Source organism: Streptomyces sp. NPDC018610 (assembly GCF_044391765.1).
Lineage (GTDB): Bacteria > Actinomycetota > Actinomycetes > Streptomycetales > Streptomycetaceae > Streptomyces.
Map to the genome: position 1 here is coordinate 343,927 of NZ_JBISAL010000006.1, position 21,901 is coordinate 365,827.

Annotated in this window: 21 protein-coding genes and 1 tRNA gene; 8 read left to right on the top strand and 14 right to left on the bottom strand. The window is 70.3% G+C overall.

Features of this window, described 5'->3' with window-relative positions; translation table 11 throughout:
- Window positions 1-14: 14 nt before the first annotated feature.
- Entirely contained in the window at window positions 15-611 is a 597-nt protein-coding gene (locus ACH5A8_RS18005; RefSeq protein WP_399002987.1) for an ALF repeat-containing protein, read from the bottom strand.
- Between the two features lie 294 nt (window positions 612-905).
- Here ACH5A8_RS18005 and ACH5A8_RS18010 point away from each other — a divergent pair, with 294 nt between their 5' ends.
- The 3 genes from ACH5A8_RS18010 (at window position 906) to ACH5A8_RS18020 (ending at window position 4,686) form a co-directional block, all read left to right on the top strand.
- Window positions 906-1,610, top strand: coding sequence for an adenosylcobinamide amidohydrolase (locus ACH5A8_RS18010; RefSeq protein WP_399002989.1), 705 nt, complete (start codon window positions 906-908; stop codon window positions 1,608-1,610).
- Between the two features lie 447 nt (window positions 1,611-2,057).
- Window positions 2,058-2,504 (top strand): hypothetical protein, encoded by a 447-nt coding sequence (locus ACH5A8_RS18015; protein ID WP_396318754.1) that lies wholly within the window; start codon window positions 2,058-2,060, stop codon window positions 2,502-2,504.
- Between the two features lie 4 nt (window positions 2,505-2,508).
- Window positions 2,509-4,686, top strand: a complete 2,178-nt coding sequence (locus tag ACH5A8_RS18020; RefSeq protein ID WP_399002991.1) for a hypothetical protein — start codon at window positions 2,509-2,511, stop codon at window positions 4,684-4,686.
- A 1,127-nt stretch (window positions 4,687-5,813) separates the two neighbouring features.
- Here the strand turns inward: ACH5A8_RS18020 and ACH5A8_RS18025 are convergent.
- A complete protein-coding gene (locus ACH5A8_RS18025) occupies window positions 5,814-6,257 on the bottom strand; it encodes a GNAT family N-acetyltransferase (protein WP_399002993.1) in 444 nt (147 codons plus the stop codon).
- Window positions 6,258-6,545: 288 nt separating this feature from the next.
- Here ACH5A8_RS18025 and ACH5A8_RS18030 point away from each other — a divergent pair, with 288 nt between their 5' ends.
- Window positions 6,546-7,322, top strand: coding sequence for a LuxR C-terminal-related transcriptional regulator (locus ACH5A8_RS18030; protein WP_399002995.1), 777 nt, complete (start codon window positions 6,546-6,548; stop codon window positions 7,320-7,322).
- Window positions 7,323-7,365: 43 nt separating this feature from the next.
- On the opposite strand, the gene tamR is transcribed toward ACH5A8_RS18030, so the two are convergent.
- On the bottom strand, window positions 7,366-7,863 hold the full coding sequence (gene tamR / locus ACH5A8_RS18035) for a MarR family transcriptional regulator TamR (RefSeq protein ID WP_396318971.1): 498 nt from the start codon (window positions 7,861-7,863) through the stop codon (window positions 7,366-7,368).
- 128 nt (window positions 7,864-7,991) lie between these two features.
- On the opposite strand from tamR, the gene ACH5A8_RS18040 reads away from it, so the two are divergent.
- Together ACH5A8_RS18040 and ACH5A8_RS18045 are read left to right on the top strand one after the other, a co-directional pair.
- Window positions 7,992-8,819, top strand: coding sequence for a trans-aconitate 2-methyltransferase (locus ACH5A8_RS18040; RefSeq protein WP_399002997.1), 828 nt, complete (start codon window positions 7,992-7,994; stop codon window positions 8,817-8,819).
- A gap of 3 nt (window positions 8,820-8,822) precedes the next feature.
- Window positions 8,823-9,185 (top strand): glyoxalase, encoded by a 363-nt coding sequence (locus ACH5A8_RS18045; protein ID WP_399002999.1) that lies wholly within the window; start codon window positions 8,823-8,825, stop codon window positions 9,183-9,185.
- Between the two features lie 2 nt (window positions 9,186-9,187).
- On the opposite strand, the gene ACH5A8_RS18050 is transcribed toward ACH5A8_RS18045, so the two are convergent.
- The 4 genes from ACH5A8_RS18050 to ACH5A8_RS18065 form a co-directional block, all read right to left on the bottom strand.
- Window positions 9,188-9,439, bottom strand: a complete 252-nt coding sequence (locus ACH5A8_RS18050; RefSeq protein ID WP_399003001.1) for a type II toxin-antitoxin system RelE/ParE family toxin — start codon at window positions 9,437-9,439, stop codon at window positions 9,188-9,190.
- On the bottom strand, window positions 9,436-9,687 hold the full coding sequence (locus ACH5A8_RS18055) for a type II toxin-antitoxin system Phd/YefM family antitoxin (protein ID WP_399003003.1): 252 nt from the start codon (window positions 9,685-9,687) through the stop codon (window positions 9,436-9,438). The genes ACH5A8_RS18050 and ACH5A8_RS18055 overlap by 4 nt, the downstream gene beginning before the upstream one ends.
- 99 nt (window positions 9,688-9,786) lie before the next feature.
- Window positions 9,787-10,461: a TetR family transcriptional regulator gene (locus ACH5A8_RS18060; RefSeq protein WP_399003005.1), complete on the bottom strand. Its 675-nt coding sequence runs from the start codon at window positions 10,459-10,461 to the stop codon at window positions 9,787-9,789.
- Window positions 10,458-11,468, bottom strand: coding sequence for an acyl-CoA desaturase (locus tag ACH5A8_RS18065; RefSeq protein WP_399003007.1), 1,011 nt, complete (start codon window positions 11,466-11,468; stop codon window positions 10,458-10,460). Before ACH5A8_RS18065 ends, ACH5A8_RS18060 begins: the two co-directional genes overlap by 4 nt.
- Before the next feature lie 294 nt (window positions 11,469-11,762).
- Here ACH5A8_RS18065 and ppc point away from each other — a divergent pair, with 294 nt between their 5' ends.
- Entirely contained in the window at window positions 11,763-14,504 is a 2,742-nt protein-coding gene (gene ppc, locus ACH5A8_RS18070; protein ID WP_399003009.1) for a phosphoenolpyruvate carboxylase, read from the top strand.
- Window positions 14,505-14,665: 161 nt separating this feature from the next.
- Here ppc and ACH5A8_RS18075 read toward each other — a convergent pair whose 3' ends face one another.
- The 7 genes from ACH5A8_RS18075 to ACH5A8_RS18105 form a co-directional block, all read right to left on the bottom strand.
- Window positions 14,666-15,226 (bottom strand): hypothetical protein, encoded by a 561-nt coding sequence (locus ACH5A8_RS18075; RefSeq protein ID WP_399003011.1) that lies wholly within the window; start codon window positions 15,224-15,226, stop codon window positions 14,666-14,668.
- A 52-nt stretch (window positions 15,227-15,278) separates the two neighbouring features.
- Window positions 15,279-15,890: an aminoacyl-tRNA hydrolase gene (gene pth, locus ACH5A8_RS18080; protein WP_399003013.1), complete on the bottom strand. Its 612-nt coding sequence runs from the start codon at window positions 15,888-15,890 to the stop codon at window positions 15,279-15,281.
- A 73-nt stretch (window positions 15,891-15,963) separates the two neighbouring features.
- Window positions 15,964-16,560 carry a 50S ribosomal protein L25/general stress protein Ctc gene (locus tag ACH5A8_RS18085; protein WP_399003015.1) on the bottom strand — a complete coding sequence of 199 codons (597 nt, stop codon included), beginning with the start codon at window positions 16,558-16,560 and terminating at the stop codon, window positions 15,964-15,966.
- Window positions 16,561-16,751: 191 nt separating this feature from the next.
- Window positions 16,752-17,726: a ribose-phosphate diphosphokinase gene (locus ACH5A8_RS18090; protein WP_009189048.1), complete on the bottom strand. Its 975-nt coding sequence runs from the start codon at window positions 17,724-17,726 to the stop codon at window positions 16,752-16,754.
- 146 nt (window positions 17,727-17,872) lie between these two features.
- On the bottom strand, window positions 17,873-19,321 hold the full coding sequence (glmU, locus tag ACH5A8_RS18095; protein WP_399003017.1) for a bifunctional UDP-N-acetylglucosamine diphosphorylase/glucosamine-1-phosphate N-acetyltransferase GlmU: 1,449 nt from the start codon (window positions 19,319-19,321) through the stop codon (window positions 17,873-17,875).
- A gap of 112 nt (window positions 19,322-19,433) precedes the next feature.
- Window positions 19,434-19,506, bottom strand: a tRNA-Gln gene (locus ACH5A8_RS18100).
- An 8-nt stretch (window positions 19,507-19,514) separates the two neighbouring features.
- Window positions 19,515-20,396 (bottom strand): hypothetical protein, encoded by an 882-nt coding sequence (locus ACH5A8_RS18105; RefSeq protein ID WP_399003019.1) that lies wholly within the window; start codon window positions 20,394-20,396, stop codon window positions 19,515-19,517.
- Between the two features lie 166 nt (window positions 20,397-20,562).
- On the opposite strand from ACH5A8_RS18105, the gene ACH5A8_RS18110 reads away from it, so the two are divergent.
- The gene (locus ACH5A8_RS18110; protein ID WP_399003021.1) at window positions 20,563-21,894 is read left to right on the top strand and encodes a sensor histidine kinase; all 1,332 of its coding nucleotides are present in this window, start codon (window positions 20,563-20,565) and stop codon (window positions 21,892-21,894) included.
- Window positions 21,895-21,901 lie beyond the last annotated feature (7 nt).

Sequence of the window (21,901 nt, forward strand, 5' to 3'; positions counted from 1 at the left end):
CAGCCCTTAGAGGCTTAGAGGTCCACCTCGTACTGGCCGACCTCCAGGAAGTGGCGCAGCGCCTCCGGGGAGCCGTCGTCCAGGACCTGATTCACCGCGGCGCGCAGGGCGGGGCTGATGCCGGGCCGGGCGAGGATGGCGACGATCGCGACGCTGTCGTCCTCGGCCTGGGCGAGGCGGTAGCCGGTGGTGAGGAAGGCGCGGAGGGCTTCGGGGGAGCCGTCGGTGAGGGCCTTCTCGGCCTCCCGGTGGACGGCCTTGCCGCTTTCGGGCTGGGCGAGGACGCGGAAGATGGCGACGCTGTCGTCCTCGGCCTGGGCGAGGCGGTAGCCGGTCTTCAGGAAGGCGCGCATGTCCTCGACCGTGCCGTCCAGGGCCTTGTCCGCCGCGTAGCGGACGCCCTTGCCGGTGTCCGGGGCGGCCAGGACGCGCAGGATCGCGATGCGCAGGTCCTCCTCCGGCATCGTGTCGTACGGCGAGGACTCATCCGGGGCGGCCGTCGCGGTGACGGACGGCGTCGTCGCCCCGGCGGCGAAGGCCGGGGTCGACAGGAGCAGCGCCGGGGCCAGGGCGATCGCGGCCGCGGTCAGTGCCGCACGGGTCGGTCTCATGGGAATCCACCTGCTGTCGAGAAGTCGTCGGGCACGGAGCACCGGCCGGACACGCGCAACAGGACGGAACACAGCGCTGCTCGGCGCGCGATCCGGGTGCGACCGGCCGGGGCGCGCTCATCGTGCCCGGCGGCGGCGCCCGGGTTCATTGCCCGGACCCCGCAGTCTTCACCGGCGCTTCGTTGCCGACCCGAGGCCGTGAGGGGCTTCCCCGGCGGGGTGCCCCGGCGAGCGGGGGAGGCGACCGCCGCTCGCATACGATCGCCCGGTCCCCCTCCGAAGGAGCCACGCCCGGTGACCGCCACCCTCCCCGCGTCCGCCACGACCACCGGCCCGCGCTCCGCGCGGCTGCTGACCCGCTCGGAGGACGGTGAGCGGCTGCACGCGCTGCTGTGGGCACCGGGACCGGGCTGGCGGATGATCAGCAGCGCGGTGCTCGGCGGCGGGATCGGCGAGCGCGGCTGGGTGCTCAACGCCCAGGTCGCCCACGGCTACCGCCGCACCGACCCGGACCGCCACCTCGCCGAACTGGCCACCGGGGCGGGGGCGGAGGGACCGGGCGTGGGGCTGATGACGGCGGCCGACGTCTCGCGCCACGGCCATGCACAGGACGGCGGCGTGGAGGCGGTCGCCACGGCGGGCATCGGCGTACGCGGCTGGGCCGCCTCCCCGGCCGAGGGCACCGTCCTGCCCCCGCGGCCGGGCACGATCAACATCGTCGCCGCCCTGCCCGTGGCGCTGACCGACGCCGCCCTGGTCAACGCGGTCGCCACCGCCACGGAGGCCAAGGTCCAGGCCCTCCTCGACGCCGGTCACGACTGCTCCGGCACCCCCACGGACGCCGTGTGCGTCGCCGCCCGCGTCCCCGGCCCCGGCACCGACCTCCACTCCTTCGCCGGCCCCCGCTCCCTGTGGGGCGCCCGACTGGCCAGGGCGGTCCACGGCGCGGTACTCGCCGCCGCACCGCCCCACCGGGCCCCGAGCGCCACGTCCGCGTGACCGACGGACCGCGTCACCGCGGCCGTTCGGGGAAGGGCACCGCCCACCTCGCCTACAGCGGCGGCGCGAGCGGCGAGTTCACCATCAAGAGCGTCAGCTGTGCCGTGATGAGTGAAGAGCTCACCGCCATCACCACACGGGACGTCGACGACGCCTCCTCCTCGACCCCGGCGTTCACCGCCGCGATGACTCGTCGACACGGATGCGGTCCGGTGCGGGGTCTCGTCCGCCATGGGCGACTGTCCGCGGTGGGTGCAGCGAGGCCTCAGGTTTTCGGCCTCCATATCGATCTCGCGTGCGGTCAACGTGTTCGGAACCGCACTGCCCTTTCCAGCCAGGCACTGAGCGGTCAACCAGTCATGGCGGCCAGGCGAACTGATGCTCCCGGTAATGTGCATGGGCGCATCGCTCTGTCCGGCGGTGCGGTGTCGAAAACGGGGGCCACACATGGCATGGGACGAGTGGGAACAACTGAAGGCGCAGGCAGCCAGGCGTCATTCCACGCGGATGCAGCTGAATCACATCCCGAACGACCCGGGGGAGGGGGGCGGCCGGGGTGATCTAGTAGCTGGGCACAAGGACCTCGAAGCGGTCGGCAAGGCGGCTCATGACCTGTTCGACCACTTCACGGACTACAGCGGTCATGCCCGCGTGGCCTCCGAGGCGGCAGCGGGGGGACTCAAGGGTGAGGGATTCGCCCTGGGGGGTGCGCTGGAGTATGTGACGCAGCGGTGGAGCGAGCAGACGAAGACGCTGCTGGATTCCTGTGCCCACATTTCGAACCACTTGCGGTTCACCCAGAACCAGCACGCCGCCGACGAGTCCTACATCGCAGGCGCGGTCAGCAGCATCGCGACCCTCGACAAGGGTTTCGACGACCGGAAGGGCCACTGACGCGATGGACCTCGACGCACTGCGCCACGGCAACTTCTCCAAGCTCGGTGAAGCGGTCACCGACTGGGAGCAGATGACGAAGAAGCTCGCGGACCTGAAAAAGGATGCCGAGGACAACCTCAAGGCGAAGGCTGACAAGGCGAACTGGGAGGGTGTCAACGCCGGCGTCAGCCGTGAGTTCATCGCGAAAACCGCTGCCGAGTTCGCTGACGCGCACACCCAGGCCGACTCGATCGCGAAGATTCTCAGTGATACGCGCGGGGAGCTCATCAGCTGTCGGACCCAGTTGAACGATGCGATCAGGCGAGCGACTGAGCAGCACCTGACTGTGGTTGATACAGGCGATGGCGCGTTCACCGTCGCAGGGAACACCAGGCCCGACTGGGCGTCCGACCCGAGCGGCAAGACCGGCGTGACGGATCAGAAGGTGGTGGATGCTTTCTGCAGCGAGATTCAGGGCATTCTGACCAAGGCGACACAGAGTGACAACACCGCCGCACAAGCCCTGCAGCTCATCGTCGACCAAGCCAAATACGGCTTTTCCGACGCCGCATACGTGGACCGTGACGAAGCTGCCGAGGCCGTCGCTGCTGCCGAGAAGTTGGCGAAGATGGCGAAGAAGCCGGATTCCATGTCTCTGGACGACATCGCCGCATTCAACCGTACGATGGCAAAATACCGCGACGACCCCCTGTTCGCGGAGCAGTTCGCGAAGCAACTGGGGGGCAGGGGGACGCTGCAATTCTGGACAGAGATGTCCCAGGCCCACGCGGGTGTCAGGGGATCAGAACTGGACACGATGAAGGACCTGCAGAAGAATTTGAGCCTGACCCTGGCTACGGCGTCCTTCTCGGACTCGGACGGCATGCAGGCCTGGAAGAAGGATCTGATCGCCGAGCGCAACACCAGCTTCCATTCCACAGGCTCCTCCGGTGCGATCGGGGCTCTCGGCTCCCAGGTGATCAGCAGCCTCATGCACCAAGGTCAGTTCGACACGGAGTTCCTCGACGACTACCGGGAGAAGCTGTTCAAGGCGGACAAGGCGGCGGGAAACTCCGGCACCCACGACCTCTGGGTCAAGGGCTACGACTCCCTGGACCTCGACTTCGGTGACGGCAATGGCCGGGATCCGCTGAAGGGCTTGTTCGACGGACTCTCCCACAACCCAGAGGCAGCCGAGCATGCCTTTGAGTCGAAGTCGGACCTGGAGCACATGCTCGGCACGACCAGGTACACGGACCGGGGGGAGTCCCTTGGCCGTGCTCTGGAGAGTGCCGTCACCGGAGTCGCGGTCGGTGACACCTCCTCGAGCGCGCCACCACACAGCACGGCACAGGTCCAGATCATGGCGAACATCATGGAGGCCGTGGCTCAGCCTGACGGAGGTGCGGATCTCCCGAGCAAGGGGTTGGGCGAGAGCTTCGGGAACATGGCTGCTGCTTACATGCCGGAGATAAGCCAGGCACTGTCCGGCAGCAAATCAGGATCTGTCTTTCTTACGGGAAGTGAAGCGCCAGAGGCTTTCAGAGGAGGCGGTGTCGCTGATGTAGTGAGGTTCCTTTCCTTGACATCTGCAGATCCTGCGGGAAGAGCGGGGATCATCTATGGTGAAAGCATCTACACCGGTGGACTCCTTGAGGCGCACCTTTCCGACCCGTCTCTCTTCGATGGTACGCGGGATCAGGTTCTCAAGGATATCGGTAAAAATGCGGGCATCATCGAGGGTATTGTTGGACATTCCGTTGCCGACGGTGAAGTGAAGGGCTTCATCGACGGCGAGAAGGACTATAACGATGCGTTGAAGCAAAAGGGCGACTTTGCCAAGAACTGGGTCCAGATCGCCTTCTCCGGCCTAGAGGTTCCCGAGCACCTGGGTGGCAAGATCATGGGATCGGCTGTCGGGGGAATGGGTGGCGCCGTCGCCGATTCGGCTATTGACCGCCTGATGGATGGGCAGCAGGCGGAAGGCGCCAAAGACGCGGGTCTGTATGTGAGCGCCAAGGACCTCTATGCGATGCGAGATTCCGTCAGCCTACAGACGCAGTGGTCGACTGAAGATGCTCTTGCTCGGCATCATGTGGATCTGCCAAAGGACGGAACCGATGGCACTATTCGCGATGCTGTGAATGAAGGCTGGGATGCCAGTAGTCAACTTCTGAGTAACGCGAAGGAGCGGCCTTGATGAAGAATTCGCGGGGTCGGGAAGTGCCGCCCTCCCGGCCTGGCATAAAAACGGTCATCCTCCTCCTGGTGGCTTTCGGGGTGTTTTGTGGAGCCGGATGGGCGTTTCTAAATAAAGGCCTATATCTCCTCCCGGAGAGAATGTGTGAAGGTACGCTCGATCGCGACGCAGTGGAGCAGGTGCTGCCGCGTGCGCGATCTGCTGACAGCGGATCCAGTGATCGAAGTGCCGAGCATGGTCGGACTTTTTCGTGTTACGTCACCACCAGCAATCATTCGAACCTCTCCGGAGGGGCACAGGTTCAGTCGACGTCCAGTGAGAAGTGGCTCAACTACTATCGTGGTTCGAGAGGGGGCAGGGAAATAATCCGCGTAACTTCGGGCGACATGCAAGCCTTGGCTCAAATCGATTCGAGTGCCGGGACGTCATCGGTATACATACCCTGCGTTCCGCTCGGTGTTTCCTCCGCCGGTGCATCGCAGCCGTACGCGGTTGTCGGAGAGGCCCGGGTTTATGGCCGAGCCAAGGCGTCGGGCGTACGGCTGCATCAGACCTTGACCGACTTCTCCTACCGGCTTGCCCAGCACGCCTACGAGCTATCCGGGTGCAAAGCCCCCCGCGCTTTCCCCGAGGAACTGCCCCGCTACAAGGAGCAGTGATGGACGAGGACGAGATCCGGTCCCGTTTCGACGGGCGGGGGTCGGTCGAGATCCGGGGCGAGGTGTCGGTCAGGGCGCGGGCCGAGGCGATCGCGCGCGTGCTCGGATATCGGCTGGTCGCCATCGAACGTCAGCAGGGACCGAACATCGGTCTGGTCTCTCCCGGTTACCGTCCGCCCGCCCGTGTGCGGCTGCTCTTCCGGCGCGATGACGACCCCCGGGGGCGCCGTAGGGCCGAGCTGGCTGTGGAGCGGTTGCGGGCGGGCGGCTCGTTGATGCCGGAGGTGGAAGAGCCCCCGCCCCCGCCTCTGACGCCAGGGCCGCTCGCGCCCCGTCCCCGGCGGTCGCTGGAGCCGCGGCCTCCGCCGCCCGTCGGGCCGCCCAGGCTCCGGATCCCGCCCCGGCCGCCCTGTCCGCCGCCGCCTTCCCCGCCTCCTGCGCTGTCACCGTCCGAGCACTGACGCCCCCTCACCCCAGCGGCTTGACCAGGGTGTACTCCGTCAGGCCCGGGGGGTAGTCCGGGAGGGCGCAGATGACTTTGTAGCCGTGGCGGCGGTAGAAGGCGGGGGCCTGGAAGTCCCAGGTCTCCAGGCGGGCGCCGGTGCAGTCGCGGCGGTCGCGGGCGATGCGTTCGGCGCGGGCGAGGAGGCGGGAGCCGAGGCCCGCTCCGCGGTGGCGGGCGTCGACCCAGAGGTACGTCACGTGCAGCCAGGTCGTCCAGGTGTGGCCGACCAGGCCGCCCGCCAGGGCGCCCGCCGGATCCAGCGCCCAGACGTGGAGCGGGACCTCGCGTTCCCCGGGCGTGCCGCGCAGCGCCGCCAGCACGGGTGACGCCGCCGTGTTCGTGTCGCGCAGCCGGGAGCGGAGCAGATCGCGGCGCTCCTTGTCGACTTCCGCCTCGATACGGAACATGCGGCACACCCTAGACGCGCGGGCCGGTCAGTTCTGCGAATTGCCTTCCCCTCCCGGCGGGCGCCCGTACTCTGAGGAGCGGTGCCGGTGGGGGCCGGCGCCGATCAGGGGGCGAGACAGTCGGGTACGGCGCCCGTCGTGGGGGTAGCAATTCCGCGTGGCGGCGGCCGTGCGGTCGTGCCGGCCCCGGGCGTCGTACCCGCGCCGGCCGGCGGCAGCGCGCCGGCGTCGGCTCCTTCGATGACGGGAATCCCCTGCTCCGCCGGGAGTCTGGGGGAGGGGGGTTCAGTGGTTCGAGTCCGAGTCCTGGTCGTCGACGACCACCGCATCTTCGCCGAGTCGCTCGCCGCGGCGCTGGCGGCCGAGCCGGACGTCGACGTGTCCGCGGCCGGCTCCGGCCCCGCGGCGCTGCGCTGCCTGGAGCGTGCCGCCGCCGAGGGCCGCCGCTTCGACGTGCTGCTCGTCGACGCCGACCTCGGCGGGACCGTGCCCGGCGAGCGGGCCGCCGCCCCCGTCCAGGGGGGCGACGCCGACGGGCTGGTGGACGGGATCTCCCTGGTGGCCGCGGTGCGGACCGCCCATCCGGGGGTACGGACCGTCGTGCTCGCCGAGAAGGACGACCCGCGCCGGGCCGCGCTCGCCCTGCAGGCCGGCGCCTCGGGCTGGGTGGCCAAGGACTGCTCGCTGTCGCGGCTGCTCACCGTGATCCGGGGCGTGCTGCGCGACGAGACGCATCTGCCGCCGGCCCTGCTCACCGGCGTGCTGCGCGAACTGACCGCGGCCCGCAAGCACCGCACCGAGAGCGAGCGGCTGGTGGAGTCGCTGACCCCGCGCGAGCGGGAGGTGCTGCGCTGCATGGTGGCGGGACTGGGTCGTAAGGCCGTCGCCGAGCGGCTGTACCTCTCCCCGCACACCGTCCGCACCCATATGCAGAACGTGCTGGGGAAGCTCGGCGTGCACTCCACGCTGGCCGCCGTCGCACTGGCCCGCCGCGCCGGGGTCGGCCCGGCCGACCTGGGCGCCGTCGGCGGACGCGTCGGGGTGCGGGAGAGCAGCAGCGCCTGAGTCCTTCGGACAGCGGCCGGACCAGGACCTCGCGGTCCGTTCCTCAGCCCGGGATGTTGTCGAACGGCGCCGTCAACTGCCGTAGCAGACCCGCCAGTTCCGCGCGCTGGGCGGCGGACAGTTCACCGAGGATCGCCCGCTCCTGGGCCAGCAGGCCCGCCAGGGACTGGTCCGCGCGGTCGCGGCCCTCGTCCGTGAGCCTGACCAGCACCCCGCGCCGGTCGCTGGGATCGGGTAGCCGTTCGACCAGGCCCTTCTTCGCCAGCCGGTCGATACGGTTCGTCATCGTGCCCGAGGTGACCAGGGTCTGGGTCAGCAGCTGTCCGGGGGAGAGCTGGTACGGCGCCCCCGCGCGACGGAGCGCGGTCAGCACGTCGAACTCCCAGGGCTCCAGGCTGTGCTCGGAGAACGCCAGCCGACGCGCCCGGTCCAGGTGCCGCGCCAGCCTGCTGACCCGGCTGAGCACCTCGAGCGGTTCCACGTCGAGGTCCGGGCGCTCCCGCCGCCACGCCGCGACCAGCCGATCGACCTCGTCCTCCATGCGATCAGTGTAGTGGTTGTGTCGACGTGAAGTCTCTTGATGTCAACATTCTTGACATGGAGAGATGTTGGAGGCGACAGTGGTGATCCACCGAGCGTGTCACCGACGACGAGCCCGAGGAGGCCGCCATGTCCGAGTCCAGCGCCGCACGCCCCGTCTGGGACCCCGCGCAGTACCTGCGCCACGCCGGCCACCGGGCCCGCCCGTTCGCCGATCTCCTCGCCCGGATCCCCTCCCCGCCGGCCGGCGCGCCCCGCGTCGCCGACCTCGGCTGCGGCCCCGGCAACGTCACCGCGCACCTCGCCGACCGCTGGCCCGCCGCGCACATCACCGGGTTCGACAACTCGCCCGAGATGCTGGACAAGGCGGTGGTGGACCACGAGGGCCCGACACCGGGCGGCGGCCGCCTCGACTTCGCCCACGCCGACGTCCGCACCTGGACGCCCGCGGAGCCGTACGACCTGATCGTCAGCAACGCCACCCTCCAGTGGGTGCCCGGCCACGCCGGCCGGTTCGCCGACTGGGTGGCGGCCCTCAGGCCGGGCGGCGCCTTCGCCTTCCAGGTCCCCGGCAACTTCTCCGCCCCCAGCCACGAGCTGATGCGCGTCCTCGCCGGGTCCGCCCGCTGGCGCGACCGTCTCGACGGCGTCCTGCGCCACGCCGACGCCGTCCTGACGCCCGAGGAGTACCTGGAACGGCTCACCTCCCTCGGCTGCGCCGCGGACGTGTGGGAGACGACGTACATCCATCTGCTCCCCGGCGAGGACCCGGTGCTGGACTGGGTGAAGGGGACCGGGCTGCGGCCCGTGCTCACCGCGCTGGCCGACGACCCGGAAGCCCGCGAGGCGTTCCTCGCCGAGTACCGGGCCGCCCTGCGCGAGGCCTACCCGGCCGGGCCGCACGGCACCCCGTTCCCGTTCCGCCGCGTCTTCGCCGTCGCCGTCAAGGAGGGCTGAGGCATGCTCGCCGCCGTCGACCACGTCCAGCTCGCCGCGCCGCCCGGTTCCGAGGGCGACCTCAGGGCGTACTACGCCGGTGTCCTCGGGATGACCGAGATCCCCAAACCGCCGGTCCTCGCGGCGCGCGGCGGCTGCTGGTTCCAGGCCGGGTCCGTGCGGCTCCACCTGGGGGTCGAGGAGGACTTCCGGCCCGCGAGGAAGGCCCACCCGGGGCTGCGGGTGACCGGCATCGAGGCGTACGCCGCCCTCCTGGCCGAGCGCGGCGCGCCGGTGACCTGGGACGACGACCTCCCCGGCCACCGGCGCTTCTACTCCGAGGACCCGGTGGGCAACCGCCTGGAGTTCCTGGAAGCGACCGGGTGACCTCAGGAGGGGGTGCGGCCCAGGTGGGCCACGAGGATGTGGATCACCTGGTCGTCGATCCGGTACAGCACGCGATAGCGACCGATGCGAAGTCGCCTGGCCCCCGGCCCGTATGCGGTGGAGCCGGCGGGCCGTGGCGACTCGGCCAGCGCGTCGACCGCCTCGTAGACGGTGGCGAGGCCGGTCGGGTCGTCCTTGAGGAAGCGGAGTGCCGCGTCCGTGGCGCTCGGCTCCCAGATGATGCGGTGGGTCACGGGCGCAGCCCCAGCATGCGTCCGACCTCTTCGTGGGGGATGCCTTCGCCCAGCTTGCCCTCGGCCTGGCGCCGCTCGTAGTCGGCCAGCGCCAAGGCGTCCTCGAGATCCTCTATCACCTGCGGTGACACCAGCAGTGCGGCCACGTGCCCGTGGTCGGTGAGGGCGATGGTCTCGCGGCTGTGGGCGGCCCGGCGGACCAGGTCGCCGAGCTGGGAACGGGCAGCGCTGATCGCGATCTCAGTCATATGCGAATCATGCCACAAGATTAATCTGGTGCCCCCTAGGTAACACTCGAGCGGGTGACATCCAACCCGATGACCACCCGACCGAGTGACAGACCTGTCTCAGCTCTTCCGGTGCCCTATCAGCCGCGGCCTCGGCTCCAGGCCGTCCAGGCCGTGCCAGGCCAGGTTCACCAGGTGCGCGGCGACCTCCGCCTTCTTCGGGCGGCGCACGTCCAGCCACCACTGGCCGGTCAGCGCGACCATCCCGACCAGGGCCTGGGCGTACAGCGGCGCGAGCTTCGGGTCGAAGCCGCGGGACTTGAACTCGCGGCCCAGGATGTCCTCCACCTGGGTGGCGATGTCGGAGATCAGCGAGGCGAAGGAGCCCGTGGACTGCGGGATGGGGGAGTCGCGCACCAGGATGCGGAAGCCGTCCGTGTACTCCTCGATGTAGTCCAGGAGCGCGAAGGCGGCCTGCTCGCACAGCTCGCGGGGGTGCCCGGCCGTCAGCGAGCTGGTCACCATGTCCAGCAGCCGCCGCATCTCGCGGTCCACCACCACCGCGTACAGGCCCTCCTTGCCGCCGAAGTGCTCGTACACCACCGGTTTGGACACCCCGGCCTTCGCCGCGATCTCCTCCACCGACGTGCCCTCGAACCCCTTCGCCGCGAACAGGGTGCGACCGATCTCCAGCAGCTGCTGGCGGCGCTCGGCGCCGGTCATCCGGGTGCGGCGCGCACGCCGCGGCTTGTCATTGCTGGGAGTGCTGGAGTCGGTCGCCACGGCGTCAATCATGCCGCCTTCGCTGTTTCCCTCCGGCGGCGGGAGCCGCGTTCGTCGGTGTTGCGGCGGGAATCGATACGCGAGCGTGACGGCCAGCGCACGTCGTAGGCCCAGCCCAGCCGCTCGCACCAGCGGATGATCCGCGCCGAGGAGTCCAGCTGCCCGCGCTCCACACCGTGCCGGGCCGAGGTCGGGTCGGCGTGGTGCAGGTTGTGCCAGGACTCGCCGCACGACAGGATCGCCAGCCACCACACGTTGCCCGAACGGTCCCGCGACTTGAACGGCCGCTTGCCCACCGCGTGGCAGATCGAGTTGATCGACCAGGTCACGTGGTGCAGCAGAGCCACCCGGACGAGTGAACCCCAGAAGAACGCGGTGAACGCGCCCCACCACGACATGGTCGCCAGCCCGCCGATCAGCGGCGGCAGCCCCAGCGACACGATCGTCCACAGCACGAACTGCCGGGAGATCCGCCGCATCGCCGGGTCCCTGATCAGGTCCGGCGCGTACTTTTCCTGCGGGGTCTGCTCCTCGTCGAACATCCAGCCCACATGGGCCCACCACAGGCCCTTGAGCAGCGCCGGCACCGTCTCCCCGTAGCGCCACGGCGAGTGCGGATCGCCCTCGTGGTCGGAGAACTTGTGGTGCCGGCGGTGATCGGCCACCCAGCGCACCAGCGGCCCCTCCACCGCCATCGACCCGGCGATCGCCAGCGCGATCTTCAAAGGCCGCCTCGCCTTGAAGGAACCGTGCGTGAAGTGCCGGTGGAAACCGATGGTGATGCCGTGGCAGCCCAGGAAGTAGAAGAAGACCAGCAGACCGAGATCCAGCCAGCTCACCCCCCACCCCCACGCCAGCGGCACCGCGGCGAGCAGCGCCAGGAACGGAACGGTGATGAACAGCAGCAGCGTGATCTGCTCGATCGAACGCTTCTGCTCGCCGCCCAGGGTCGCGGAGGGCGTCGTGCCGTCCGCCGCCCCCGCGGCGTCGTCGATCACATCGGAGGAGCTTGTGGTCATGGGCGTCCCCTGTGGGGTCGAGGGCAGTGACAGTGCCGGAGGCCCTTTCCGGGAGCCCCCGACTTCCTACGGTTGCGTAACCTACGGCAACGTAAGTATGGCAGTGCGTCGCCGCCCGGCAAGAGCCCCTGGCCTGCGCGTCACGCCCGACACCTAGACTTGGTACCGGTCGGACAGCGCGGTCCGCTGAAGAAGATGACTTCCCGGATGCCCGGCCCGTATGCGGCCCTCGCCGCGCGGCACCCTTCCGGGTCCCCCTCCAGACGAGCTTCAACACTGCAAGGAGCCGCACCTGTGAGCAGTGCCGACGACCAGACCACGACCAGCAGCGAGCTGCGCGCCGACATCCGCCGACTGGGCGACCTGCTAGGGGAGACCCTGGTCAGGCAGGAGGGCCCCGAGCTCCTCGACCTGGTCGAGAAGGTCCGCCGCCTCACCAGAGAGGACGGCGAAGCCGCCGCCGAACTGCTGCGCGGCACCGAACTGGAGACGGCGGCCAAGCTGGTCCGCGCCTTCTCCACCTACTTCCACCTCGCCAACGTCACCGAACAGGTCCACCGCGGCAAGGAACTGCGCGCCCGCCGCGCCGCCGAGGGCGGACTGCTCGCCCGCACCGCCGACCGGCTCAAGGACGCCGACCCCGAGCACCTGCGCCAGAGCGTCCAACACCTCAACGTCCGCCCGGTGTTCACCGCGCACCCCACCGAGGCCGCCCGCCGCTCGGTGCTCAACAAGCTCCGGCGCATCGCCGCGCTCCTGGAGACCCCGGTCATCGAGTCCGACCGCCGCCGCCTGGACACCCGGCTGGCCGAGAACATCGACCTCGTCTGGCAGACCGACGAACTGCGCGTCGTACGCCCCGAACCCACCGACGAGGCCCGCAACGCCATCTACTACCTGGACGAACTCCACGCCGGCGCCGTCGGCGACGTCCTGGAGGACCTCACCGCGGAACTGGAGCGCGTCGGCGTCAAGCTCCCCGACGACACCCGCCCGCTCACCTTCGGCACCTGGATCGGCGGCGACCGCGACGGCAACCCCAACGTCACCCCCCAGGTCACCTGGGACGTGCTGATCCTCCAGCACGAGCACGGCATCAACGACGCCCTCGACATGGTCGACGAGCTGCGCGGTCTGCTGTCCAACTCCATCCGCTACACCGGCGCCACCGAGGAACTGCTCGCTTCCCTCCAGGCCGACCTGGAGAACCTCCCCGAGATCAGCCCCCGCTACAAGCGGCTCAACGCCGAGGAGCCCTACCGGCTCAAGGCCACCTGCATCCGGCAGAAGCTCGTCAACACCAAGCGCCGCCTGGCCCGCTCCACCGCCCACGAGGACGGCCGCGACTACCTCGGCACCGCCGAACTCCTCGCCGACCTGCGCCTGCTCCAGGACTCGCTGCGCCAGCACCGCGGCGGACTGTTCGCCGACGGCCGGCTCGCCCGGACCATCCGCACCCTGGCCGCCTTCGGCCTCCAGCTCGCCACCATGGACGTCCGCGAACACGCCGACGCCCACCACCACGCCCTCGGCCAGCTGTTCGACCGGCTCGGCGAGGAGTCCTGGCGCTACGCCGACATGCCCCGCGAGTACCGCGCCAAGCTGCTCGCCAAGGAGCTGCGTTCCAGGCGGCCGCTCGCCCCGACCCCCGCCCCCGTGGACGCGGCCGGCGCCAAGACCCTCGGCGTCTTCGAGACCGTCAAGCGCGCCCTGAGCGTCTTCGGACCCGAGGTCATCGAGTCCTACATCATCTCGATGTGCCAGGGCGCCGACGACGTCTTCGCCGCCGCCGTCCTCGCCCGCGAGGCCGGCCTCATCGACCTGCACGCCGGCTGGGCCAGGATCGGCATCGTGCCGCTGCTGGAGACCACCGACGAGCTGAAGGCCGCCGACACCATCCTGGAGGACATGCTCTCCGACCCGTCCTACCGGCGCCTGGTCGCGCTGCGCGGGGACGTGCAGGAGGTCATGCTCGGCTACTCCGACTCCTCCAAGTTCGGCGGCATCACCACCTCCCAGTGGGAGATCCACCGCGCCCAGCGCCGGCTGCGCGACGTCGCCCACCGCTACGGCGTGCGCCTGCGCCTCTTCCACGGCCGCGGCGGCACCGTCGGCCGCGGCGGCGGCCCCTCGCACGACGCGATCCTCGCCCAGCCCTGGGGCACCCTGGAGGGCGAGATCAAGGTGACCGAGCAGGGCGAGGTCATCTCCGACAAGTACCTGATCCCCTCCCTCGCGCGGGAGAACCTGGAGCTGACGGTCGCCGCCACCCTCCAGGCGTCCGCCCTGCACACCGCGCCCCGCCAGTCCGACGAGGCGCTGGCCCGCTGGGACGCGGCCATGGACGTCGTCTCCGACGCCGCCCACGCCGCCTACCGCCGGCTCGTCGAGGACCCCGACCTGCCGACGTACTTCCTCGCCTCCACGCCGGTCGACCAGCTCGCCGAGCTGCACCTGGGCTCGCGGCCCTCCCGCCGCCCCGGCTCGGGCGTCTCGCTCGACGGCCTGCGCGCCATCCCGTGGGTGTTCGGCTGGACCCAGTCCCGGCAGATCGTGCCCGGCTGGTTCGGCGTCGGCTCCGGACTGAAGGCACTGCGCGAGGCGGGCCTGCGGCAGGAGGGGGACACGGTGCTCGACGAGATGCACGAACAGTGGCACTTCTTCCGCAACTTCATCTCCAACGTCGAGATGACCCTCGCCAAGACCGACCTGCGCATCGCCCAGCACTACGTCGACACCCTCGTCCCCGACGAGCTGAAGCACGTCTTCGACGTCATCAAGGCCGAGCACGAACTCACCGTGGCCGAGGTGCTGCGCGTCACCGGTGAGAGCGAACTGCTGGACGCCACGCCCGTGCTGAAGCAGACCTTCGCCATCCGCGACGCCTACCTCGACCCGATCTCCTACCTCCAGGTCGCCCTGCTCAAGCGGCAGCGCGACGCGGCGGCGGCGGGCCAGGAGGCCGACCCGCTGCTCGCGCGGGCGCTGCTCCTCACCGTCAACGGCGTGGCGGCCGGCCTGCGCAACACCGGCTGAGCCCCGCACACACCAGGACGCCCCCGGTCCGTACGAACGCTCGTACGGACCGGGGGCGTCCCCATGTCTCACGCGTCTCGCGTGCGTCTCCAGGCGCCTCACGGTCTCGCGGTGCGGAGCGCGGGACCACGGCCGGCCCGCGACCACGGCCGGCCCGCGGCTCACAGGGCCAGGAACGCCGCCGTCAGCAGGGCGACGCCCGATCCGCCCAGCACCCAGGCCGCCCGCATGCGCCGCAGCCCGCCCGCCACCACGACGGACGCCAGCAGCAGCGCACCGCCCAGCGGCGCCCACGCGTACAGGACCCCGGCCGCGCCCGACCTGAACACCTCGTCGGTGCCCGGCTTCACCACCACGTCGTACGCCCGCCCCTTGCGCACCGCCGCCGAGTCGATCTCCACCCGGCCGCGCGCCGTGGACCCCGGCGTACGCGGCGTGTACGGCCCGCTGCACGCGCTCCGCGTGCACGCCGTCACCTCGACCGTCCCGCGCTCGCGCCCCTTGGTCAGCATCACGTACGGCGCGGTGCTCCAGGACGCCCACACGCCCGCGACCAGGATCAGCACCGCGACCGCGCCCATCGAGGCGACCCGTCCCAAGCGCAGCGCGGCGGACGAGGCGGCGCGGGCGGCGGCGCGGGGCGGACGGCCCCTACCGGCGGTCGTACGGCCCCGGCGGGGACGGCGGGCGGTGGCTGCGGCGGCAGGCATGGCCGGGATCATTGGCCATACCTACACGCCTGGTCAACTCGCGGGCGCGAGGCACCCGGACAAGTCAGGAGTTGTACGCACTCTGCGCCCGCTCCAGACCCTCGGCGAGCAGGCACTCCACCGCGTCCGCCGCCCGGTCCACGAAGTAGTCCAGCTCCTTGCGCTCGGCCGAGGAGAAGTCCTTCAGCACGAAGTCGGCGACCTGCATCCGGCCCGGCGGACGCCCGATCCCGAACCGCACCCGGTGGTAGTCGGCGCCCATCGCCTTCGTCATCGACTTCAGACCGTTGTGCCCGTTGTCGCCGCCGCCCAGCTTCAGCCGCAGCACCCCGTAGTCGATGTCCAGCTCGTCGTGGACGGCCACCACATGGGCGAGGGGGACCTTGTAGAAGTCGCGCAGCGCGTTCACCGGGCCGCCCGACAGGTTCATGTAGGACATCGGCTTGGCCAGCACCACCCGGCGGCTGCCGGGCCCCGGCGGGCCGATCCGCCCCTCCACGACCTGCGCCTGCGCCTTGCCGGCCCGCTTGAACCGGCCCCCCATGCGGTCGGCCAGCAGATCCGCCACCATGAACCCCACGTTGTGCCGGTTCATGGCGTACTCCGGTCCGGGATTGCCGAGCCCCACGATCAGCCAGGGGTCGCTCGCGGAAGTCGCCGGGGTGGTCACGTCCATCTCTCCTTGATGCGCGCCGGCCGCCGCTCCCCGGGGGAAGCAGCGGCCGGACGGGAAACGACGAGGGTGGGGATCAGGCCTCCGCGGCCTCTTCGCCCTCGCCCTCGGCACCCTCCGGGGCCTCCTCGGCCTGCGCGGCCAGGACCTGGAGGACGACCGCGTCCTCGTCGACGGCCAGCGAGACGCCGCTGGGCAGGACGATGTCCTTGGCGTGGACGGAGGCGCCGGCCTCCAGGCCCTCCACGGACACGGTGACCTGCTCGGGGATGTGCGTGGCCTCGGCCTCGACCGGCAGGGCGGCCAGGACGTGCTCCAGCAGGTTGCCGCCCGGGGCCAGCTCGCCCTCGGTGACGACCGGGACCTCGACGGTGACCTTCTCGCCGCGCTTGACCAGCAGCAGGTCGACGTGCTCCAGGAAGCCCTTCAGCGGGTCGCGCTGCACGGCCTTCGGGATCGCCAGCTCGTTGGTCTTGCCGTCGATGTCCAGGGAGATCAGGACGTTCGGCGTGCGCAGCGCCAGCAGCAGCTCGTGGCCCGGAAGGGTCAGGTGCAGCGGCTCGGAGCCGTGGCCGTACAGGACACCGGGGACCTTGTTGTCACGGCGGATGCGGCGCGCGGCGCCCTTGCCGAACTCGCTGCGCGTGGCGGCGGAGATCTTCACCTCGGACATGCTCATCACTCCTCGTAGAAGTAGGGACTGTGGTCACCCGGCCACGAACGGCCTGCTACGAAGAGCGCGTCGATTACGGACCGCCGTATCCGCGAAAACGGGTACGGCCTCCCTCGCCGAGCAACTGGGACAGTCTACTCGGCAGGGGAGGCCGAACCCAAAACGATCTAGGACGATCGCCAGAGTGATCGTTACTGCTCGTCGAACAGGCTCGTCACCGAACCGTCCTGGAACACCTCGCGCACCGCGCTCGCGATCGTCGGCGCGATCGACAGCACCGTGATCTTGTCCAGCTCCAGCTCGCCCGGGGTGGGCAGCGTGTCCGTGAAGACGAACTCGCTCACCTTGGAGTTCTTCAGCCGGTCGGCGGCCGGACCCGACAGCACACCGTGCGTGGCCGTCACGATGACGTCCTCGGCGCCGTGCGCGAACAGCGCGTCGGCGGCGGCGCAGATGGTGCCGCCGGTGTCGATCATGTCGTCCACCAGGACGCAGATGCGGCCCTCGACGTCACCGACGACCTCGTGCACGGTGACCTGGTTCGCCACGTCCTTGTCGCGCCGCTTGTGCACGATCGCCAGCGGCGCGCCGAGGCGGTCGCACCAGCGGTCGGCGACCCGCACCCGGCCGGCGTCCGGGGAGACGATCGTGAGCTTGGCGCGGTCCACCTTGCTGCCCACGTAGTCCGCCAGCAGCGGCAGCGCGAACAGGTGGTCGACCGGACCGTCGAAGAAGCCCTGGATCTGGTCGGTGTGCAGGTCGACCGCGAGGATCCGGTCGGCGCCCGCGGTCTTCATCAGGTCGGCCACCAGACGCGCCGAGATGGGTTCACGCCCGCGGTGCTTCTTGTCCTGCCGCGCGTAACCGTAGAACGGCACGATGACCGTGATGGAGCGGGCCGACGCGCGCTTGAGCGCGTCGATCATGATCAGCTGCTCCATGATCCACTTGTTGATCGGAGCGGTGTGGCTCTGGATCAGGAAGCAGTCCGCGCCGCGGGCCGACTCCTGATACCGCACGTAGATCTCGCCGTTCGCGAAGTCGAACGCCTTCGTCGGGACGACCCCGACACCCAGCTCGTGGGCGATCGCCTCGGCAAGCTCGGGGTGGGCGCGGCCGGAGAAGAACATCATCTTCTTCTCGCCGGTCGTCTTGATCCCGGTCACAGCACTGTCTCCTCAGAGGGTGTTCGCAGCTGGATGTCGAGATGACCTCGTCAACCGTGTCAACCGTGCGCGAGAGGCCGTCTCAGCTGGTGGGGTGCGGGTGTGCACTTATCACGGTACGCCGTCCCAGACGCACCTGTTTCCGGTCAGGCTTCGCCTTCCGCCTTCGGGGACGCCGCCTCGGCTGCCTTCGCGGCCGCGCTGCCGGGCCGCTTGCGAGCCACCCAACCCTCGATATTCCGCTGCTGGCCGCGGGCCACGGCCAGCGAACCCGGCGGCACGCTCTTCGTGATCACGGAGCCGGCGGCGGTGTAGGCGCCGTCCCCGATCGTGACAGGAGCCACAAACATGTTGTCCGAACCGGTCTTGCAGTGCGACCCGACGGTGGTGTGGTGCTTGCTCTCCCCGTCGTAGTTCACGAACACGCTCGCGGCGCCGATGTTCGTGTACTCGCCGATCGTCGCGTCGCCCACGTACGACAGGTGCGGCACCTTCGTGCCCTCGCCGATCCGCGCGTTCTTCGTCTCGACATACGTGCCGACCTTCGACTTCAGGCCGAGCCGGGTTCCCGGCCGCAGATACGCGTACGGCCCCACGGACGCCTCCGGGCCGACCACGGCGCTGTCGGAGACGGTGTTGTCCACCCGCGCCCCCGCCCCGACCCGGGTGTCGGTCAGCCGGCTGTTCGGGCCCACCACGGCGCCCTCGGCCAGATGCGTAGCACCGTGCAGCTGCGTGCCCGGCAGCACGGTGACGTCCTGCTCGAACGTCACCGTCACGTCCACCCACGTCGTCGCCGGGTCCACGACGGTCACCCCGGTGAGCATCGCGGCGGTCAGCAGCCGGTCGTTGAGGGTGCGTCGCGCCTCGGCGAGCTGCACCCGGTTGTTGATGCCCGCGATCTCCCGGTGGTCGCCGGCCACGCTGGCGCCGACTCGGTGCCCGGCCTCGCGCAGGATGCCGAGGACGTCGGTGAGGTACTCCTCGCCCTGGCTGTTGTTCGTGCGGACCTTGCCCAGCGCGTCGGCGAGCAGCCGCCCGTCGAAGGCGAACACCCCGGAGTTGATCTCCCGGATCGCCCGCTCGGCCTCGGTGGCGTCCTTGTGCTCCACGATCGCCGTCACGGCGCCGGTCGCGGCGTCGCGCACGATCCGGCCGTACCCGGTGGCGTCCGGCACCTCGGCGGTCAGCACCGTGACGGCGTTGCCGTCCTCGGTGTGGGCGGCGGCCAGGGCGCGCAGGGTCTCGCCGGTGAGCAGCGGGGTGTCGCCGCAGACCACGACGACCGTCCCGTCGAGGGCCCCGCCGAGTTCCTCCAGCCCCATGCGGACGGCGTGGCCGGTGCCCTTCTGCTTCTCCTGCACGGCGGTGCGCGCCTGGGCGTCGACCTCGGCGAGGTGCGCGGTCACCTTCTCCCGGGCGTGCCCGACCACGACGACCAGGTTCTCCGGGTTCAACTCACGCGCGGCGGCCAGTACATGGCCGACCAGGGAACGGCCGCAGATCTCGTGCAGGACCTTGGGTGTGGCCGACTTCATACGGGTGCCCTCACCCGCTGCGAGAACGACGACGGCTGCCGGGCGGATGGCGCTCACGGGATGCCCTTCGGCTTTGGGTGGGGTGGACATCCGCAGGATACCGGGGCGGTCGTGGGGGGAGACGAGAGCGGGTCCTGACCGTGTAGGAAGCAGGACCCGGATCGAGCAGCTCCGCCAGCTGGATTCGAACCAGCACTACAGGGCTTCAAAGGCCCGCGGGCTACCAGTTACCCCATGGCGGATGGCTGCGTCAGACCTTACCCGAGGACGGGGGTGCTGTGGTCTCGCGGACCGCACGTGCCATGCCCGCCCACCAGCCCTCGATGCGACGGTACAGCTCGGCGCACTGGAGGACGCTGATCACGAGGCAGCCGCGATAGTCCTCGCCGACGTTCTTGCGGGTGGTCTTGGGATTGTGCTTCTTGAGTGTGGTCCTCATGAACAGAGAGGCGTCGACCTTGAGCAGGCCGGCCCAGTAGCGCTCGGCGCCCTCGACGTCGCCCGTCTCGTGAATCATCACGCGGTACCGCCGACGCTCTGGTTCGACGCCGAGCAGGTCCAGCCAACTCCGGAAGATTCGGATGACACTCGGGTCACTGTTGATGAACTGGACGTTTTCGCGCCTCGCGTACGACTTGTCCTTGGCGCCTTCGGCCCAGTAGAGAGCGACACCGGTCAGGAACAGTTCCCGGTCGCTCATCGCGCCGATTTCACTCGTGGCCGCTGCCTTGGTCTGCTGCCTCTTCTCGTCCCGCACCGCCAGTTCGTGCTCCCATCTCTTCCGTGCCGCCAGCTTCGCCTGCTCCGAGGGGTCGCGCCGCTCCGGCCTCGGCAGATCCCGCACCCACAGGGAGACCGAACTCTTCGAGCACCCCAGCTCGACCTGGATCTGGTCGTAGGTCCACCCCTGGAGGCGAAGCTCGCGGGCCCTGTCACGCAGGTCGTCCTTCGCGTTCGGGCGCTTCGTCCACTCCGGAGCGGGCTCGCCCTCCAGGAGCCGGTTGAGGATGTCGTTGTTGTCGACGTGCAAACGGTCGCGAATCTGCCGTCGGCTGAGCCCGTCGCGCCGCAGCGCCACCGCCTTCTCGCGCAGGCCCTCGAAGTCGGCGTACTTGCTGTGTGAATGTGCCATGGGCATACCGTCCGGGTGGAATGCCTGGTTCCGAGGTCGAACGGGGGATGTTCAGCAGTTCGAGGGATGCCGGACGGTTTCGCTGGTTTTCGATTACGGAGTGTGGTGGGTGCCCGCAGGCGAAACTCGCCGGAAAAGCCGGTGCGGCCGCCCGTAGGCTGGGGGCATGACCACGACGGGGGAAGAGCACCCCACGGCCCTGACCGGGCCGTGGTGGTGGACACGGTGGCGCAGTGCGCTGTTCGACGGGAGCCTGGCGCTGGTGTCGGCCGCGGAGTGCGCGGCGGAGGGAGTGCCGTTCGCGCGGGACGCGGGGATCCCGCTCTCCGCCGGTCTGGTGTTCGGACTGCTGGCCGGCTCCGTGCTGCTGATCCGGCGGCGCTGGCCGATAGCCGTGGTGCTGGTGGCGATCGCCGTCACGCCGGCCCAGATGGGCTTCCTCATGGGCATCGTCGGCCTCTACACCCTCGCCGCCTGCGAGCTGCCGCGCCGGATCATCGCGGCGCTGGCCGGGATGTCGCTGCTCGGCACGATGATCGTGACGTTCGTGCGGGTGCGGCAGGACATGGCCCGGGGGGACTTCACCCTGGGCGACTGGTTCGTCCCGTTCGCCGCCGTCACCACCTCGCTCGGCCTCACCGCGCCGCCGCTCCTGCTCGGCCTGTACGTCGGCGCGCGGCGGCGGCTCATGGAGTCCCTGCGCGAGCGGGCGGACAGCCTGGAGCGGGAGCTGCAACTGCTCGCGGAGCGGGCGGAGGAGCGGGCGGAGTGGGCCCGCAACGAGGAACGGACGCGGATCGCCCGGGAGATGCACGACGTGGTCGCGCACCGGGTGAGCCTGATGGTGGTGCACGCCGCCGCGTTGCAGGCGGTGGCGCGCAAGGATCCCGAGAAGGCCGTGAGGAACGCCGCGCTCGTGGGCGACATGGGACGGCAGGCGCTGACCGAACTGCGGGAGATGCTCGGGGTGCTGCGCAGCGGGGAGCCGCGGGAGCGGCAGCGCCGCGAGCGCGCCTCCGCGGCCGTGCCGCTGGTCGCGGTGCGGGCGGCCGCCGCTGCCGCCGCCTCCCGGGCCGCCGGTGGACCGGGCGGCGCGGACGGGCCGTGCCTGGCCGAGCTGGAGGAACTGGTCGGCCAGTCGGCGGCGGCGGGGATGGTCGTGGACCTGTCGGTGCAGGGGGAGGTGCGGGTGTACGGGGCGGAGATCGAGCAGACCGCGTACCGCGTGGTGCAGGAGGCGCTGACCAACGTCCACAAGCACGCGGCGGGGGCGAAGACGTACGTGCGGCTCGCGCACCGCGTGACGGAGATCGCGATGCAGGTGGAGAACGAGCCGCCGCCGGAGCAGGCGTCGGCGCCGTCGGTGCGGCTGCCGTCCGGCGGGAACGGACTGGTCGGGATGAAGGAGCGGGTCCTCGCGCTGGGCGGTGTGTTCGTGTCGGGGCCGACGGACGCGGGGGGCTTCAGGGTGTCCGCGGTGATTCCGGCGGCGTCGTAGGCGGGGG